This is a genomic window from Kiritimatiellaceae bacterium, from assembly GCA_013141415.1.
GTDB lineage: Bacteria > Verrucomicrobiota > Kiritimatiellia > Kiritimatiellales > Tichowtungiaceae > Tichowtungia.
Window position 1 is genome coordinate 128,016 of sequence record JABFQY010000001.1, and the last position, 17,943, is coordinate 145,958.

The 17,943-nt window shown below is 55.5% G+C and carries 15 protein-coding genes; 5 read left to right on the top strand and 10 right to left on the bottom strand.

All coding sequences use genetic code 11. From position 1 onward, the window contains the following. Positions 1-79: 79 nt before the first annotated feature. Positions 80-1,606, bottom strand: coding sequence for a DEAD/DEAH box helicase (locus tag HOO88_00640; protein NOU35275.1), 1,527 nt, complete (start codon positions 1,604-1,606; stop codon positions 80-82). Positions 1,607-1,749: 143 nt separating this feature from the next. Continuing rightward, positions 1,750-3,627: a family 20 glycosylhydrolase gene (locus HOO88_00645; GenBank protein NOU35276.1), complete on the bottom strand. Its 1,878-nt coding sequence runs from the start codon at positions 3,625-3,627 to the stop codon at positions 1,750-1,752. A gap of 167 nt (positions 3,628-3,794) precedes the next feature. On the opposite strand from HOO88_00645, the gene thrH reads away from it, so the two are divergent. Both thrH and HOO88_00655 read left to right on the top strand, forming a co-directional pair. Beyond that, on the top strand, positions 3,795-4,403 hold the full coding sequence (gene thrH / locus HOO88_00650) for a bifunctional phosphoserine phosphatase/homoserine phosphotransferase ThrH (GenBank protein NOU35277.1): 609 nt from the start codon (positions 3,795-3,797) through the stop codon (positions 4,401-4,403). A gap of 11 nt (positions 4,404-4,414) precedes the next feature. Continuing rightward, entirely contained in the window at positions 4,415-5,263 is an 849-nt protein-coding gene (locus tag HOO88_00655) for a PTS transporter subunit EIIA (GenBank protein NOU35278.1), read from the top strand. Here the strand turns inward: HOO88_00655 and HOO88_00660 are convergent, their stop codons facing one another. Beyond that, positions 5,264-6,109: an AraC family transcriptional regulator gene (locus tag HOO88_00660; GenBank protein NOU35279.1), complete on the bottom strand. Its 846-nt coding sequence runs from the start codon at positions 6,107-6,109 to the stop codon at positions 5,264-5,266. Between the two features lie 69 nt (positions 6,110-6,178). On the opposite strand from HOO88_00660, the gene HOO88_00665 reads away from it, so the two are divergent. Both HOO88_00665 and HOO88_00670 read left to right on the top strand, forming a co-directional pair. Then, a complete protein-coding gene (locus HOO88_00665; protein NOU35280.1) occupies positions 6,179-8,488 on the top strand; it encodes a hypothetical protein in 2,310 nt (769 codons plus the stop codon). Next, positions 8,485-9,261, top strand: coding sequence for a radical SAM protein (locus HOO88_00670; protein NOU35281.1), 777 nt, complete (start codon positions 8,485-8,487; stop codon positions 9,259-9,261). Before HOO88_00665 ends, HOO88_00670 begins: the two co-directional genes overlap by 4 nt. An 11-nt stretch (positions 9,262-9,272) precedes the next feature. On the opposite strand, the gene HOO88_00675 is transcribed toward HOO88_00670, so the two are convergent. The 3 genes from HOO88_00675 to deoC form a co-directional block, all read right to left on the bottom strand. Further along, positions 9,273-11,657 (bottom strand): N,N'-diacetylchitobiose phosphorylase, encoded by a 2,385-nt coding sequence (locus HOO88_00675; protein ID NOU35282.1) that lies wholly within the window; start codon positions 11,655-11,657, stop codon positions 9,273-9,275. A gap of 109 nt (positions 11,658-11,766) precedes the next feature. After that, positions 11,767-13,281: a sulfatase-like hydrolase/transferase gene (locus tag HOO88_00680; protein ID NOU35283.1), complete on the bottom strand. Its 1,515-nt coding sequence runs from the start codon at positions 13,279-13,281 to the stop codon at positions 11,767-11,769. A gap of 135 nt (positions 13,282-13,416) precedes the next feature. Beyond that, positions 13,417-14,181, bottom strand: coding sequence for a deoxyribose-phosphate aldolase (gene deoC / locus HOO88_00685; protein NOU35284.1), 765 nt, complete (start codon positions 14,179-14,181; stop codon positions 13,417-13,419). A 137-nt stretch (positions 14,182-14,318) separates the two neighbouring features. On the opposite strand from deoC, the gene HOO88_00690 reads away from it, so the two are divergent. Beyond that, positions 14,319-15,182 carry an AraC family transcriptional regulator gene (locus HOO88_00690; protein NOU35285.1) on the top strand — a complete coding sequence of 288 codons (864 nt, stop codon included), beginning with the start codon at positions 14,319-14,321 and terminating at the stop codon, positions 15,180-15,182. Here the strand turns inward: HOO88_00690 and HOO88_00695 are convergent. From HOO88_00695 to HOO88_00710, 4 genes are read right to left on the bottom strand one after another with little or no spacing between them, the layout of a single operon-like run. Then, a complete protein-coding gene (locus HOO88_00695) occupies positions 15,177-16,655 on the bottom strand; it encodes a sulfatase-like hydrolase/transferase (protein ID NOU35286.1) in 1,479 nt (492 codons plus the stop codon). The two genes, HOO88_00690 and HOO88_00695, sit on opposite strands and share 6 nt — an antisense overlap. Beyond that, on the bottom strand, positions 16,652-16,948 hold the full coding sequence (locus HOO88_00700; protein ID NOU35287.1) for a (2Fe-2S) ferredoxin domain-containing protein: 297 nt from the start codon (positions 16,946-16,948) through the stop codon (positions 16,652-16,654). The genes HOO88_00695 and HOO88_00700 overlap by 4 nt, the downstream gene beginning before the upstream one ends. After that, positions 16,945-17,373 carry an MGMT family protein gene (locus HOO88_00705; protein ID NOU35288.1) on the bottom strand — a complete coding sequence of 143 codons (429 nt, stop codon included), beginning with the start codon at positions 17,371-17,373 and terminating at the stop codon, positions 16,945-16,947. Before HOO88_00705 ends, HOO88_00700 begins: the two co-directional genes overlap by 4 nt. A gap of 11 nt (positions 17,374-17,384) precedes the next feature. Next, positions 17,385-17,927 (bottom strand): hypothetical protein, encoded by a 543-nt coding sequence (locus HOO88_00710; protein ID NOU35289.1) that lies wholly within the window; start codon positions 17,925-17,927, stop codon positions 17,385-17,387. Between the last annotated feature and the right edge of the window lie 16 nt (positions 17,928-17,943).

Sequence of the window (17,943 nt, forward strand, 5' to 3'; positions counted from 1 at the left end):
AGAAGCTTTCCAATCATTGGAAATAAAAAGGCCGCCCGGAAGGACGGCCTTTTTGTTTAGCGGCGCGGGCCGGAACGGTTTACCGTGAGCGATTCGAACGGCGGGGTGGCGGGCGGCCTCCACTGCGACCACCGTCGCGAGCAGGTGGACGGCTTTCACGGTGAGGCGCTTTGCGTACCGGTGCAGGCAGGATAAGCATTTCCGGTTCGGGTTGAATGCAAGGCAGGCGTTTGCCGAGAAGTTCTTCAATGGCGGGCAGCTCGAACGATTCTTTTTCGCAGGCGAAGGTGACCGAAATTCCTTTTTTACCGGCGCGGCCGGTGCGGCCGATGCGGTGAACGTAGTCGTCGGGCTGCGCCGGGATGTTGAAGTTGATGACGTGGGTGATGTCGTCAACGTGGATGCCGCGCCCGGCGACGTCGGTGGCGACGACCAGTTTGCAACGTCCGTCTTTGAAGTCGGCGAGAATGCGCTGGCGCTTGTTCTGAGCGACGGCACCGGAGAGGATTTCACAGTCGATGCCGTAGCGGTAAAGGGCGTCGGCAAGGCGTTCGGTCTGGTCGCGGCGGTTGGTGAAGATGAGCGCGGTGCCTTCGACCACTTCTTTTTTAAGGATGTTGTAGAGCAGGGCGAATTTCTGGTCATCGGTGACGATGTAGACCTGCTGATCAATCAGCTTGGTAGCATTTTGGTCGGGTTCGATTTCAATTTTGCCGGGATCGACCATCCAGGCAGAGGCCAGACGCATCACTTCGTCGTCGAGAGTGGCGCTAAAGAGCAGGGTCTGCCGGTTTTCTTTGGGCGGGGTTTTGTAGACGATTTTGCGGACATCCGGAATGAAGCCCATGTCGAGCATGCGGTCGGCTTCGTCGATGACGAGAACTTCGACTTCGCGCAGGTTGATGACACCCTGATTAACGAAGTCGATGAGGCGTCCGGGAGTTGCGACGATGATGTCCACGGGCTGTTCGAGCATGCGGCGCTGTTTGTCGTAGTCGATGCCGCCATAGATGGCAACGGTGTGGAAGGGGGTGTATTTGCTGAGTTTTTCAGCGTCGTCGCGGATCTGCATGGCGAGTTCGCGCGTCGGGGCGAGGATGAGTGCGCGGGGCGTTCCGGGCTTGGGAGCTTCCTGTCTATTTTTGATAAAGCGGGTGAGGATGCCGAGCAGGAAGGCGGCTGTTTTTCCGGTTCCGGTCTGCGCTTTACCGGCCATATCTTTGCCGGCCAGCGTGAGCGGCAGGATTCCGGCCTGAATCGGCGTGCAATACTGAAAGTTCAGATCGGCAATGGCGTGGAAAATATCGACCGGCAGGTTCATGTCCTGAAAGCGGGTTTTGCCTTCTTTCGGTTCGACCTGAAAGGTGGCTGGATCCCAAGGTTCCGTGGGCTTGCGGGCTGGTGCGGGCTGGTGCGGCGATTCTTGGTGATTTGCGCGTCCGCCGCGATGGGTGGTGTGTTTGCGGGGTGCTTCCGCTTTAGGCTGCTGTCTGGTCGGAGTTTTTTTTGCCTCAACAACAGGCTTGGGGGCAGCTTTGGACTGCGAGGGGCGGTAGGTTTCCTGCTTTTTGAACAGTTTTCCGATTTTTTCGATGAAAGAAGGCATAATAACTTTTGGTTTCCGATCTATGATTTGTCGCCTCAGATGGGCGTACTCTTTGAAGAGGGTCTGGATTAAAGAGGTTTCGTAGCGGTATTGCCACAAATAAATTAGAATTAAACCGAACTCAAAGGTTCGGGTTCAGCAGGTTATCCGTTTGCAAGCGCCCGGCACTCTTCTTCGGCTCTTTTCATAACGAGCAGATTATCAGCCAATCGCGATGGTTTGTTGCATAACAGCCAGTTGGCTTCAAACGCGGCAGAGACTTCATCGAGTTCATTGGCCAGAGAGATCCATTCGGATGGCGCAACCGGTTGTTTGGCGCGGTGGCGTTGTGCCAGAATAACTTTTTTGGCGGCGACGAGATCCATGCGGGCGGCCAGTCGCAACTCTTCGATACAGAGCTGTTGCCCGCCGGAGAGTCCGCCGGCGACAGGCAGCGCGAGGGTCTCGCTCAGTTCGCGTATGACATGGGCGCATCCCTTCGGGTCGGGCGGATCAATAAACCCGGCAAAAGGAGACCATTGCCAGCGCACGGGAGATGCGGGGTCAATGCTCCGGAATGCATCGCGCTGCGGATCAATCGGCGCAATGTAGCAATGATAGAGTTTGGCGGATGACTGCTCATTTGCGTTTCCAATCTGCCGGATCAGGCGATCCGCAAGATCGGCGGCTTGGCCGAAAAGGCTGTTTGCAAATGCGGCTGTAAAGTTTTCTTCATCAATTCCTTCTCCATGCCAGGAATGGGCCGCGCCGTAAGCGAGTCCGTGCAGAATGGCGGCGTGCGGAGTTCGCGCTCCGTTATCGCCCCAGTGCGTGTTCAAAATACCAAGGGCGTGGTGTTTGCGTGCCAGTCCGGAAAAAGCGCGGATGTTATGCATGGCGTTTGCCCGGTTTGTTCCGTGGGTATTCCAGGAGCTGATGCCGGGAGCCGCTACCCAGGAGAAGCCATACTGATCAAAAAGGGCGCAATGTTCCATGCGTCCTGGTTGGGCAGGGTCGCCGGAGTACTCCCAGTTAATCATCACAATGTCTTTGGGAATCCGACTCAGGATTTCGGGGTGCTGGAGCACAATATCGGCCCATATCTGCATTTGCTTGCCGTGTGTTCGGGCCGCGCGATAAAGCTTCAGTAGAAAATCGAGGAAAACCTGCCCTTTGCCGCGTTCATCCGCATCGGCTTTGCTTGCGCCCTGGCCCAGTTCCCAGGGTTCGTCGCAACAGGCATTGAAGCCGGAGGCGTTGAAAAGCGGAAGAAATTCATCGTACAGTTCGTTCACCAGCCTGATGGAATCCGGGCTTCCGGGGTTTAGGGTGGTGCCGCCCGGATAGCCAAGGTGTCCGGGCAGTTCCGCCAGATGCTGATATTTAGGAATTGCCAGAATTTTTTCAACGTGTCCGAAACTGGCCAGCGAAGGTGTGAATCGAATGTGATGTTTTTCACAGTGAGCCTGTAGATCGAGAATTTCTTCCGGCGTCAGCGGAGAGTACCCCTGTCCGATAGCTGGATGTTTCGAGAAGGTGAACACATTCTCAATATAGAGCTGGAATTCGTTGATTTTCCAGTGAGCCAGATTCTCGATGACCTCTTTGAGAGACTCGATTGTCGGAACTTTTCCACGGGAAATGTCGAAATAGACGCCGCGTACAGCAAACTCCGGCCAATCCTCAATCCGGATGCAGGGAAGGATTTTTCCGTGTATGCGCGTGTATTCCCGCAGAGTTTGCACGCCGTAATAGGCGCCGGCTTCTGTCTGGGCTGAAATTTGAATGCCGGACGGAGTGATATCCAGAATGTAACCCTCTTTATGGGCAACGTCGTCGGAATAGTTCATGGCCACGGTGGCTGGGATATCTCTTCCGGTTTGAATTTCTGCGTGTGTGTACGGAGAGGCTTCATCTCGCAGAGTATCCAGCGCAACGGGGTCGCCGGAACGTTCTCCCGCAAAGACGGCCTTGGCCGGCCAGATGAATGAGCCGTCCATCCACTTCTGTTTTTGTACGGGAATTACAAATTGAGGTCTCATGAAGGGGCTCCATTTATCAAAAAGGCAGCCTGATGAACCGAGGTGTGCCGGGAAGAGCGTAGCGGGATTCGGTGCTGATTCAACCGGAAAAAATGGTTTCCTTATTATTTTGCCATAACCAGATGGAAATTTAAAATGGGGCGCTTTCGAGGGTGGAAAGGATATTCATGCAAATTGCCTGTTTAGATTTGGAGGGGGTGCTGGTTCCGGAAATCTGGATCAATGTGGCGGAGCGTACTGGCATCAAAGAGCTTCGCGCCACAACCCGCGATATTCCGGATTATGATGTACTGATGAAACAGCGCCTGAAAATCCTTGATCAGCATGGGCTGAAGCTCGCCGACATCCAGCAGGTGATTTCCGGCATGGGTCCGCTGCCCGGCGCGCATGAATTCCTCAACCGGCTGCGCGAAAAGTTTCAGGTGATCATCCTGTCCGATACCTTCTACGATTTTGCCGCGCCGCTGATGAAGCAACTCGGCCATCCGACACTGCTGTGCCATCGCCTCAAAATTGACGGCGAGGGGCGCGTGGCCGATTACCACCTGCGAATGCCCGACCAGAAACGTGAAGCGGTTAAAGCACTGCATCAGCTAAAATTCAAAGTGATCGCCGCTGGCGACTCCTACAACGACACATCGATGCTGGCCGAGGCTGACGCGGGCATCCTTTTTTGTCCGCCGCAAAACGTAATTGAACAATTTCCGCAGTTTCCTGTCACAACATCCTACAACGATCTGTACGATGCATTCCTCGCCGCCGCCGCAAAAATTTAAAGGAGAAACCCATGGTTCGCAAAGAAACTCACACAATCAAACACTTGATCCAGTTACAGGATCTCATCGTCGCCCGCGCCCAGCAGCAGGCGTCCATGCCGTCAGCCCGTCTTCAACAGCTCGACAAGAACGTGGCCACACTGGCCGGTGAACTGCCGGTTGATCTCAAGACGCACTTCAACCGCCTGTTGCAGAAGAACATTGAGGCAATCGTTCCGATCACCGGAGAAAACTGTTCCGGCTGCGGTTATGCCCTGACTAAAACGATGGTTAACAGTATTCACAGCGGCAACGAGCTCAACCGTTGCCCCAACTGCACCCGCATTCTTTATGCGCCCGATGTGCCGCTGACCCGCAACTCTCCGCGCCGCCGCTGGGGCGATCCCGTCAAGCGCGGCATTGAGCGCTTTTCTTCGCCTGAGCTGATGATTCCGTCGCTCAAGGGAACAACCAAAGAAGAAATTCTCCTCGAGATGTGTTCCAATTTGCGCGAGCAGGGCTATGTCGAAAGCTGCGACGATCTGCATGATGCGGCGCTCCGCCGCGAAGCCATCGTCTCGACGGCGGTCGAACATGGCATTGCCTTTCCGCACGTTCGCGGAGTCGAGGGCGGCGGACTGACATTGACGCTCGGCATCAGTAAAAAGGGCGTCAAATTCGGCGCGGCGGGTGACAAACTTTCCAAAATTTTCTTCTACATGGTCATTCCGACTGCCGCCAGCGCGTTCTATCTGAAGCTGCTTTCCGGCCTGACGCAGAGCTTTTCAACCAAAGAAGCGCGCGACACTCTGCTGACAGCCAAAACACAGGAAGAACTCTGGAAGGTGCTGGTTAAGGCCACCAAGAAAACCATTCAGTAGTTATGCCGCGCCTGCGGCGGCGCGGTTTGTTACCCGATAGCGTCTCGGAGGCTGGCCGTACTTCTGTTTGAACAACCGGTAAAAGTAGGCGGGGTTGTCGAATCCGCAGACCGCTGCAATTTCGAGTATTCCATCTGAGGTCATACAAAGACGCCGCGCCGACTCTGTGAGGCGCGCTTCATTGATCAATTGTGTCGGTGTTTTTCCAGTGCATTTTTTCAGGACGCGCGAAACGTGTTCCGGCGACCGGCCGGCCAGTTTAACAAACGCCGGAAGTCCCTCTCTGCAAAGGTCGGCGTTTTGGATTTCCCGGCAGGCACTTGCCAGCCAGTTCGGCATTTCACCGGATTTGTTTTCAATCGAAGGAACCCGTAATTCGCGGAGCAGGTTCATCAGGAAGCAGTCGATCTCAAAACGGGTGCGCGGTGCGCGGGCCAGCAGGTCAATTCTTCCGGTCAGCCGGATTTGCACAGCCTGATCAAGTGTGAATAGAGGCGGGTTTTCTGACTGTAGATTCCACGGGGCGGATGCGGGCGGAAAATAACGCTGTTGCAGGTCGTCCACGAGGCCGATCGGGATGGCGATGTTTACAAAGACAGCGCCTTTTCCGACAGGCCGCAGTCCGTGGGTGTCCTGAGGGCGGATCAAAAGTAACGCGCCTTTTTCAAGTACGGTTTGTCTGCCATTAATGGTTTGGAGAAGACTCCCGGATTCCACGAGCAGTAATTCCATATAGTCCGCATGACCGTGTGCCACTACGCGGGAGGCCTTTTTAAGTTCAATCCGCGCAACGTGAAAAGCCTCTCCAGATTCAGCGAAATCGCGCCACTTCAGCATTTTCATCATATCAATATAGTGGAATAAAAAGTCATTGGAAGGCAAGACGCATCATAATGAGTATGATTTAATGCATTCATGAAAACGGACTCAGAGATGCTTTTTTCGGTGGAAACCGGGTTTACAGAAACGTATCGGAAATATCGGAATGCGCACCCCGCCATTCGCGAGGCGGAATGTCTTGCGACTATGTTTCCGGCGGCACTTTCGCCGATCGAACCGGGTGACCTGCTGGCTGGCCGGTTCACCTGCGGAACCGGCACGGACAAATTCCGCGGCAACTGGAATCCTCAAACGGATAATATTCCGGCACTTGGGTTTGCGGGGCTTGTCGGCGGCGGACCAAATGGAGCCGGATATTTTTTCGATCCGGAAGTGATGAAGAAAAAAATCGACGTGCTTCAGCCTGAACCGGCGTTGCAGGCAAAACTGAGGGAGATCTCCACTTTCTGGGAAACGGAAACCTGTGCGGCCAAAGTGCGCGCCGCTTATCCGGATCGTATGAAGGCGGCCTTGCCTTACGACGATTGGGTTCACGTTGCCCATCCTGCGCATCCGCTTTACCGGATCGCCGGGCCGCACTTTGACTTCGATAAACTCGTGCAGCTTGGCATTCCCGGTTTGCGCGCCGAGGCAGCAGAAGGATTGCAGCGCGCCCGCGCCGGACATGGCGAGCCGGAACTGTTCGAAGGAATGCTTAAAGCTTTGGATGTGCTGTCCGGCGTTTGCCGGTTTTATGCCGATCAGGCGGCCGCTTTGCGGAACAAGGCGACTTCCGATGCGCGCGGTCAGGAACTGCGTGATCTGGAAAATGTTTTGCGTGCTCTGCCCGATCAGGCGCCGCAAACATTTCACGCCGCGATGCAGCTCGCCCTTTTGTATGCCGTGCTTTCGACCGCCTACTGTTTCGGAAGAATGGATATTTATCTCGGCAGTTTTCTTGTGCGCGATATCGAACACGGATTACTTACCGAAGATCGGGCGCTTTGTCTGACACAAAGCCTGTGGCGCATTATCAACGACAACGGCGCGCCTTTCGATAACCGCGTCATTATCGGCGGGAAAGGGCGTCCGAACGAGGCTCACGCCGACCGCTTCGCACAGATTGCCATTGAGGCGACGCGCACGGTGCTCAAGCCGCTTCCGCAACTGACGCTTCGGTTTTACAAAGGGCAGAACCCTTTGCTGTACGATCTGGCCATGAAGTCGATCGGCGAAGGACGCACGCATCCGATGTTGTACAACGACGAGGTTAATATTCCTTCGGTGGCGAAAGCCATGAATGTGCCCGAGGAAGTTGCCGTAGATTATCTTCCCTACGGCTGCGGCGAATATGTTCTCTATAAAAAGAGCATCGCAACACCCAGCAGTGTCATGAATGTTCTCAAAGTGCTGGAAACCGTTTTGCGCAACGGAAGAGAAGCTGTTAACGGAAATACCGTCGGGGTTCCGATGGGTTTTCTGCGGGACTTCAAAACCTTCGCTGAGCTGTTTACCGCTTTCAAAACTAATCTGCGCTACTGGATTGAAATTCTGGCGGATCAGGAAAAGCTCGAGTACGACGTTGTCGGACGCGAATGCCGCTGTCTTTTCTGGAGCATGGTATTCGACGACTGCATGGCGCGCGGCAAGGGCGTGCTGAACGGCGGACTCTACCACCTTAGCGGAACGCTGGAAAGTTACGGGCAGATCAACGCGGCAGACGCACTGCTGGCCATCAAGCAGCTTGTCTATGACGAGAAAAAAATCGCCCCAGACGCGCTGGTCGCGGCAATGGATGCCGACTTCGAGGGCTTTGATGAGATCCGGCAAATGCTTCTCGCTGTTCCGAAATATGGAAATGATGACCCGCAGGCTGATGCCATGGCGCAGGAAGTACACGACTTCGTCTGCGAAACGACCCGCGATCAGGCCAAACGGGTTGGTTTGGACTCTTATCTGATCGTTGTCATCAACAACTCGGCCAATACGATTCTTGGCCGGCAGACGCTGGCTTCTGCGGACGGGCGCAAGGCCTTTACATATATGGCCAACGCCAACAACCCGCAGTCCGGCGTGGATCGCAACGGCATTACGGCGTTTCTGAATTCCATATCCAAACTGCGGACGGATCACCACGCCGGCGCGGTACAGAACATGAAATTCAGTAAAGAATTTTTTACGCCGCGCATGCGTCCGAAACTTGATGCGCTACTTAACGCCTACTGGGCGAACGGCGGAGCTCAGGCCATGATCACGGTGGTCAGTCGCGGCGATTTGGAAGCCGCGCTGCGCGAGCCGGAAAAATATGCAGGACTCATGGTTCGTGTAGGCGGATGGAGCGCCCGTTTCGTTGAGCTGGAGCCGGATATCCAGCAGGAGCTTCTAAGCCGGACGCTAAACGAATGAAACCGGTCGGCGGCATCGTATTTGATATTCAGCGCGGCGGCATCCATGACGGGCCCGGCATACGAACCGTTGTGTTCCTGAAAGGCTGTCCGCTCCGTTGTATGTGGTGCCACAATCCGGAATCCATTTCGCCGGACATCGAGCCGGATTTGAAAACGCCGGGAAAAATGTTCGGATACAGGATGACGGTCGATGAAGTGATGGCGGTTGTTGAAAAGGATCGCGCCTATTACGAGCCGGACGGCGGAATAACTTTATCCGGCGGCGAGCCGATGTTTCAGTTTGAGTTTACCAAAGCACTGCTGATGTCAGCCAAGGCTCGCGGAATCCGAACCTGTCTGGATACATCGGGCTTCGCCGCTGCCGGACAGTTCCTTGAAGTTCTGCCGCTCACCGATGTTTTCCATTATGATTACAAGGCAACCGATCCGCAGGATCATTTGCTGTGGACCGGTGTTCCGCCGGAGCCGATTCTTTCCAACCTTCGGACGCTCTATGGGCGCGGCGCGAAGATTATTTTGCGCTGCCCGCTCGTTCCCGGTGTCAACGACGACGATATCCATCTGCGCGGAATCGCCGCGCTGGCCGCCGAAATGCCGAAGCTTGAAATAAACATTCTGCCGTATCACAGCATGGCGCGGGACAAATGGGCCCGTTGCGGGCTCGATAATCCGCTGCCGGGTGTGACAGATCCGTCTGCTGAAATAAAAAACGGCTGGAGAGAAAAACTGATCGCTCTTGGTGTTTCTCCCGGCCGTTTTTCTATTTCATAAGAGCACGGTCGCTATCCGAGCGTAACGTGTACGGTAACGGTTGATCCGGCCTTGGCGAGAGGAACCAGATTTCCCTCAACCGCTTTGCCGTCCACCGTCATGTTCTTAACGCCTTTGCAGACGCCGTTCGGATTTTCGACGGTGATGCGGTATTCCGCGTCGCGGAACTGGCGGGTCGCGCTGAATTTTTTCCAATCCTTTGGAACGCACGGATTGATCCGAAGCCCTTCGTAGTCCGGCTGAATGCCGAGAATGGCGGTTGTCATCGCGACATAGTTCCAGACGGCGGAGCCGGAAAGCCACGAAACACGGCCCGCGCCGAAACGCGGGCTGAAGCGGCTGTGCGTGCTTTGGCAGACGACATACGGTTCTACTTCGCGGACTTCCGCGCGCTCATTGAACGAAGCCGGCATCACGTTACGCATATATTCCCAGGCGCGGTCGCCGAGCCCCAGCTCGGCGGCAGCGAGAACAGCCCAGCCTTGCGTGTGGTTGAAGATGCCGCCGTTTTCTTTCATGCCCGGATTCATCAGGCGGGCCAGACAGACTTTCGGATCCGTATGAACATACGGAGGCGTGCAGAGCATAATGCCGTGGTCAGTGGACAGGCGACTGTGCATGGAGTCCATGGCCTGCATCGCTTTTTTGCCGGTGGCGTGGCCGCTGAGTACGGCCCAGACCTGCGGGTTCATAAAAATGGAACCCTCATCATTTTCCTTTGAGCCGAACTTCATCCCGTCGAAACGGTAAGCGCGCAGATACCATTCGCCGTCCCAGGTATATTTCTCGAGAGCGGCATCCAGAGTTTTCAGCTGCGCCTGTGCCCACGCCGCTTCGGACGATTCGCCGAGGCGGTTGGCAATGTCAATGTACTCGCGCAATGCATAGCGTAGCTGGAAGGCGACGAAAACCGTTTCGCCTTTTTCGCCGAGGCGCAGACAGTCGTTCCAGTCGGCGGCCAGACCGCAGGGCAGTCCGTGCGCGCCAGAACGTTCGATATTAAATTCAATGGCGCGGCGCAGGTGGCCGAATACGGTGGCTTCACCTTGATCGGCAAAGGGCAGCGCCTGCCGGTAAAAACCAAAGTCGCCGGATTCTTTGACGTAGGCCGGAATCGCGTTGAAGAGCCACATGCAGTCGTCGGACCGGTAGTGTGACGGCAGCTCTTCATGTCCCGGGTTGTGTGCAAACGGTTTGACCACCGGCATGGCGCCGCCGTTGGCATACTGTCCGGTTATAAGCAGTTTCAGGCGCTCGCCCGCTTCTTCGAGTACGATCGACGAGGCGCCGACAATATCCTGCACGGCGTCGCGGTAGCCGAGACCGTCGCGCTCGCCGGCATAAACCATACTTGCCGTGCGCGCCCAGTAGAAAGTCATCAGGTTGTTGAAGGGCGCCCACATGTTCACCATGGAATTAAAATGCCCGTCCGGCGTTTCTGTATGCAGGCGGTTCAGGCGCGAATGCCAGTGAGCTTTCACTGCGGCCAGCGCGGCATCCAGTTTGGCTGCGTTGTCGAAGGATTGGATAGCCGTTTGCGCTTCGGCTGTTCTGCCGACTCCGAAAACGACGGCGAAGGTGCAGCTTTGGCCCGGCGCCAGTTCAAGGTCGGTTTGCAGCGCGGCGCAGGGCATATCGCCCGTTGCGGTGGAGTCTGAGCAACCTCCATTTAACAACGCCTGCGGGGCGTCATAGCGTCCGTAGGTGCCGAGAAACTTCTTCAAGTCGCTGTCGAAGCCGGACGGGGAAGCTCCGGTCAGCGCAAAAAATGTATGCCGCTTCTGGTCTTTGTTTTGGAAGTTATCCGGATCAACCGGCATGTTGATATTTGAGCCGAGATCGATGATGCCGTCTTTATATTCGGTGCATGCGATATACTGCGTGTACTGCAGGTTCGTGCTGTCATCAATCGCGTTCCAGTTGCACTGCGGCTCAATGAACGGAATCGCCCGGATGGAGCGCGTCGTGCGGCCGCGATTGGTTATAGTTATTTTCCAGACTTCGTGCAGGGCGTCTTTCGGAACAAAATATACAGCTTCGCTTTCGATGCCGCTGTAAACCGATTTAATGGCGGTATAGCCGGAGCCGTGGCGGCACTCGACGCTGAACTGATCAAGCGGCTTGGCGACCGGCATCCACGAGTTCGTCCAGAAATCCCCGCTCTTGCGATCCAGCAGATAAATGAAACGGCCCGGAAGGCCGGACGGGGATTCGTTAAAACGGAAGCGCGTCAGGCGGCCCTGTGCGGCGGAACGGTAAAACGTGTAGCCCGCCGCGTTGTTGGTGACCAGTCCGCCGAAGCTCGCACTGCCGATATAATTGCTCCACGGGGTCGGCGTGTCCGGACGCTGAATTACATATTCCCGGTTGGCATCATCAAAAATTCCGTAGCGCATAGCGATCTCCCCTTTGTTGAAGCGGTTTCTTTTGAGTTTTTATGACGAAACAGGCAAGCCAATAGCGAAAAATTTCGGCGCCAATCTGCCGCACAGCTGGCTTGGGCCGTTAGGCCCACATCAGACGTTCTTTGGGTTTATCTTCGAGCATTTCGTCGGCAATCAAACGTTGCATGAGATTGCATTTAACGGACTGATAGTCCGGATGATCCCACAGGTTCTTATACTGGCAAGGATCGCTTTCCATGTCGTAAAGCTCGCCCCACTCAGTCTTGGTGTAGAGGACGAGTTTGTACTTTGCTTCAACAAACGTTTTTTGCATGAAGGAGTCTTCAGTCGGGCGAAGCTCAATAATGGCGCCGTCGCGGGCTTTAACCGCCGCATCTTTCCATGTATCACTTTGGTCGAACCCTTGGATGCCGGCGGGTCTTTCAATCCCTGCAATGGAAAGGAAGCTCGCGCCGAAATCGACCAGACTTTGGATCGCCTCCGAGCGCGCTCCTGGCGTTTTGCAGGCGGGGTCGTACACCATGAACGGTACTTTTTGCGCGGCGTCAAAGGCGGGGAGGCCTTTCCACCAGTAGCCGTGTTCGCCCATGTAGTCGCCGTGGTCGGTGGTAAAGACGATGATCGTGTTATCCATCAGATCTTTTTCTTCAAGATGCCGGATGATGCGACCGACCTGATCATCCATGAAGCTGACCATGCCGTAGTAAAGTGCGAGCGCCTTGCGCGTTTTGTCTTCGGGTTCCATGAAAGGAAGACGTGCGGCGGTAATCCAGTTCTTCTTAAACGGCAGGCTGGCTCCGTGGCCGTGCTCCATTGGATTTTCGCCGAGCTTGTGATTCAGGGTGTCGTTGTAAAACGCCGGGCGGTTGTCGTGCTCGCCTTCTTTGTATTCGTAGAGCGGCATATCGGCGGGATCGTACATGCTGGCCCACGGTTCGGGAACGAAAAGCGGATTATGCGGATCCTGAAAACTGGACCAGAGGAAGAACGGCTTATCGCTGTCGACGCCGCGGTCGATGGCTTCAATCGTTTCGTTCGCCGTCCAGGTGGAAGGGTGGAGCTTTTCCGGAATATTCCATGTTCCAATGTCTGTGTAGTGGTTGTTTCCGAAATAGTCGGCCGGATTGACGCCGTTTTCCTCGAGCCAGAGGCCGTAATGCATTTGCGGTACGCGGTCCTCGGTGGTGTGACCGATGACAAGCTTGACGTAGTCGAAGCCGTGGTAAGGCCCAGTCCAGTTTTTGAAAAAGGCCCGGTTTCCAATGTTGGGCATGTACTCAAAACTTCCCTCAAGGCAGCAGGGGTGAAAGTGCGCTTTACCGATCAGGCTGGTGAAATAGCCGTTTTCGCCAAGTTTCTTCGGGATGGTTGGATAGTTATCGGGAAATTCAACGCCGATCGTGTAGGAGCCGTGCCGTGATGGGTAGTGCCCCGTGAGGATGGATACGCGTGCCGGCGTACAGACCGGGCTGCAAGTGTAGGATTTTTCAAAGACAATGCCTTTTTTTGCCAGCGCATCAAGATTCGGTGTTTTAACCTGCGGATTATTAAAGCCGATGGCATCCCAGCGTTGCTGGTCTGTGGTGATCAGAAGAATATTGGGTTTCTTTTTCATATGTCTCCTTAGTTCGCAAATGGCGTCACGTTACGATTCGGCGGTTTTTGTACAAGTTTAAACACAAAGAAATCCCGCTGCAGCGAACAGAGAATGTCTGTCTGCTGAGCGGGGAATTAGCGGACAGTCCGCCTGTTAGTAGGTGCTGATGCTGGCATCCACTTTTTTGGCTGGGCCTGCGCCGTCCAGCTTTTCGCGGGCCGCTTCCATGATTTCAGCGGTGTTGCCTGCGCCGACGCGGGTCACGCCGAATTTTTCGCGGATTTCAATGACCCGTTCCAGTGTCCGGCATTTGCCGGCGGCTTTGACCTGTACGCCGGGAGCGACGTTATCGGCCATGATTTTCAGGACGCGGTCGGTGGCACCGTAATAGACGGGTGCGCCGTTCTTGTCCTGAATGTAGTTGTAGCCGGTCGAGGTTTTCACCCAGTCAGCCTTCACTTTGTTGCAGATCTGCGTGACCTTGGCGATCTGCTCGTCGTTCAGAAAGTCCACGCCGAAGATCACCTTCAGTTTTGCGCCGTGCTTTTTGCAGACTTTGGAAACTTCGCCGAGGTCGTTTTCCACATACGCCCAGTCGCCCTGACAGATTTTGCCGATGTTGGCGACGAGGTCGATTTCCGTCGCGCCTTCTTTGATGACCGCTTCGGTTTCAATCACTTTCAGCGCGGTTGGGTTGTTGCCGTGCGGGAAGTTAACGACGGTGCAGACCAGAACGGTGGAGCCTTTCAGGCAGTCCGCGGCCAGCTTGGTGTGGTAGGGCTTCACGCAGCAGGAAGCCACGTCATATTTTTTCGCCACTTCACAACCGGCGATCAATTGGGCGTCGGTCAGTGTCGGGTGCAGCAGGGAATGATCGATCATTTTTGCGATATCATGAGAGGTCAGTTTTTCAGCCATAGGAGTCTCCTTCGTTTGGTTAATTTAAAAAACGGGCACCACGATACGATGTTTTCTGCTGGCCGTCCATGACCTGGCGGGCAGACGGATATCTATTTGAGCAACGGAATTTTCGTGGTAACGTCTCCGGCATGAGAGTGGAAAAGGAAAAATATCTGCGGTCAGCGAATGAGGTTCGCAGCGGCGGGCTGCGCCCTGTATTTCAGGATTTTCATCTTCTGCGAATGAGCGGAAACCACGACTATCCGCCGCATCAGCACGCCAACTACGAAGTAATCCTCGTGGATCGCGGCCCTTACACCTGCACTCTCAACGGCGCGGAAATTTCAATCGGGCGGCACGAGGTGCTGGTGATTAAGCCGGGCGACCGGCACAGCGACCACCTTCACGACGGACAGCGGCACTATGTGCTGCACTTTTTGCTGGCCGACGAACCGTCTCATCCGGTTTCAACCGTCCGCCTTTTCAATGAATGGGTTCTGCCGCAGGATCAGGTCTGTACCGCGCCGATGCCGAACGAGAACGCGATCTTCCATGCCTTGGAAGAAGAAGCGAAGCAGTCCGACTATTATTCGGCGGCGATTCAGGACGCGATGCTGGAAGCATTTTTCTGGCGCATGGTGCGCCTTCTGCCCGCCGAATCGCTTTCGCCGCAGTTCCGCCGCCGCTCCGCCGAGCAGGATTTTGCCGGACGGCTGTTCCGGCTTTTCGAGCAGCATGTGAAAGAAAATCTAACCGTTGATGAACTGGCCGGGTGGATGCAGATCAGCAAGCGGTCGCTTTCCATTAAATGCCGCGCACTGCTGGGCGATTCTCCGGCGCAACTGTTCACCCGGTTCAAAGTTCGAAAAGCCGCGCAGTTACTGGCGCACACCGCCCAGCCCGTGAAAGAAATCAGCTACGAACTGGGTTTCGAAAATCCCTACCACTTTTCGCGCGTCTTTAAACGCATCTACGGCGTTGCGCCCGCAGCGTTCCGCGCCGGTGAAGAGAGGCTATGAGTAGCCGTCGATGTGCGCGTTGCTCCACGCCTGATCCTGAGTAATCAGATTTGCGTCGGGGTCGGCGGGAACGGTTTTCACCGGATAGGTTTTCCACGAGTCGCCGTCCAATGTGGCGGCTTCTTCGCCGGAACGCAGAATATCCATTAACTGACGGCGCGTTTCGGCCAGCGCATTTCGTTGCGCCTTGTCGTTGATGTGATTGCGGCTTTCCTGCGGATCCGCCGTGCGATCAAAAAACCATTCGCGTTGATCCGGCGCGCTGAACGCCAGTTTGTACTGTTCCGTGATGCCCGCATACACGCCGTTCTCCGCGCAGTTCATTTGCGAAATCACCATACTCCGGTCGCTCTTTCCGTTGGCGACATCCAGTAGATTTTCGCCGTCGAGTTGCAGTCCGCCGGTATCGATTCCAGCGGCGGCGGTGAACGTAGGGAATAGATCCACCAGACTGGCGACATGGTTGCATTGCGCTCCGGCCTTGAAGGCTCCGGGCCAGCGGGCGAGCAGGGGAATCCGCATTGCGGCGTCGTGCATGCTGCGTTTGCCGAAACTGTTGTAATCGCCGAGCAGTTCGCCGTGATCCGATGTCATGACGACCAGCGTGTTGTCCAGTTGTCCGGTTTCTTCCAGCGTCTGGAAAATCCGGCCGACCTGAAAATCAACGAACGAAATGCAGGCGTAATAGAACGCCTTCATGCAGCGTTCCAGATTCTGGTCGATTCCGCGGTCGCGGTATTTGTAGCGGTTCTGGTGATGGTTCACATGCATCAGCAGCGATTCCCATTCCGGCGGCACGAACGGCAGCGGCATTTGCGGCGCGCGGTAAAGTTTATGCCACGGCGCGGGCGGCACGAACGGCGGATGCGGATGAATGAAACTGCTGAACAGCATCCATGGCTGGTCGCTTTCTTTCTGTTCGTTCAGGAACGAGACCGACTGATCGCCGATCCACTGCGTCGGATGCAGCCGGGCTGGCATCTGTGCCAGTTGCGGCATGTAATACATTTCGCCGCGCATGCCGTGCGGGTCGATGATGTGATCGAGCCCCTCATCCTGTCGCAGGGTGCGCATGTAGTCGTCCTTGCGCCAGTCGCTGGAAAATTCCTCCTGAGTCGCCCGCGTCTGAAATCCGTACAGACTGTCCTCGTCGGGATAAAAATGGCATTTGCCGACGCCGTGCGTGCGGTATCCCGATTCCGTCAGCAGCTGCATGAACGTCGGGCGTCCGTCGTGCGGCATCTTGAAATTATTTTCGTAGCAACCGGTGTGGTGCGGATATTGTCCGAAGTGCATCGAACAGCGCGCCGACACACAGACCGGACTCGGCGTATAGGCGCTGGTGAACGCGGTGCCTTCGCGCACCAGCCGATCCAGATTCGGCGTTTTGATTACCGTGTTGCCCAGCGCCCGGATGGTATCGAACCGTTGCTGGTCGGTGAAGAGCAGTAGAATATTGGGTTTATGTTTCATAAGGTTTTTTCCACTTCCGTGAGGATGGTGTCCAGATCATTTTCGGTGACGCTCGAAAAATGGATGCCTTGCGGATGGAGCAGAACATTCGGCCCTTGTGCGCAGAGGCCGAGGCAGCCAGCGGAAGAAACGCGGACTCTGCCTTTCCAGCCGCGCGCATTCACCGCCGCTTTCAGTTTGCTTTTCAGCTCCGCGCCGCCTCTTGCGCCGCACCCCGGATTGGCCGGATTGTTTTCACGCACATTCGAGCAGACAAAAATATGGCAGAGATAGGGTGTCGGTTGTTTGTTCATAGCGCACCTTCCATTCGTAAAAGCAGAACTTTCCACGGCAGACCGCTGCCGAAACCGCCGAGTCCGTTTTTGGCGACGACACGGTGACACGGAATAAAAACCGGCAGCGGATTCGCGCCGCAGGCTGTGCCGACCGCGCGCACGGCTTTGGGTCGTCCGACGGCCGCCGCGATTTCGCCATAAGTACGAGTTTGTCCGCGTGGAATTTTTTTCATCTCGCGCCACACGGCTTGTTGGAATTCGGTGCCTTCGGGAATCTTTACCGGCTCGAATTTTTTCACTAATTGCGGAAAAAAGTTTGCAGGGGAGAATTCCGCGCACGGTTGCTCATCGAGGTGCGGCAGATTTACCGCAACGACTTTTCCGCCGTCGTCCAGTGATAGAGTGATGATGCCCCACGCGGTTTGAATTTTGACGGGCTTCATCGCGGCTCCGGTTAAAAACGCCAGTTGACTAGGATCATTCCCGGGGCCAGCTCGTTCGGAAGCTGATCAAACCAGACATTTTCGGGCATCAGGTTGAGCAGTCCGATCTGCACTCCAGGATCGGCGGTTTGTGCATAGTTGACCAGTCCGATCTGTACGCCGGACAGGCGGCCCGCATAGTTGGCTCCGCCGATCTGCAATCCGGTCATGGTGCCGCCGGTATAATTCAATATGCTGAACAGAAGTCCGAAAATCGGACCGCCCTGCCAGCCGGTGAAATCATCTACCGCAAGGTTGACCAAGCCCCAATGAACCCCGGTATAGTTTTCCGTATAGTTCAAAAGTCCCAGAGTGAGACCAGTGCTTTGTTCAATCGATCCGTTGACGAACCCAAGCGCCAGACCGTTTTGCGGGTTCTCGCCCCACACGCTGAGGGTTACACCGTTTATCTGTTCACTCCGGTTGTGAAGGGCCCGATCCGGTGTCAGGCTGGCGTTAAACGGCAGGCTCTGAGCGGCAACTCCGTTTACAACGGCTACACCAGCCAAAATCATCAGTACTTTCTTCACA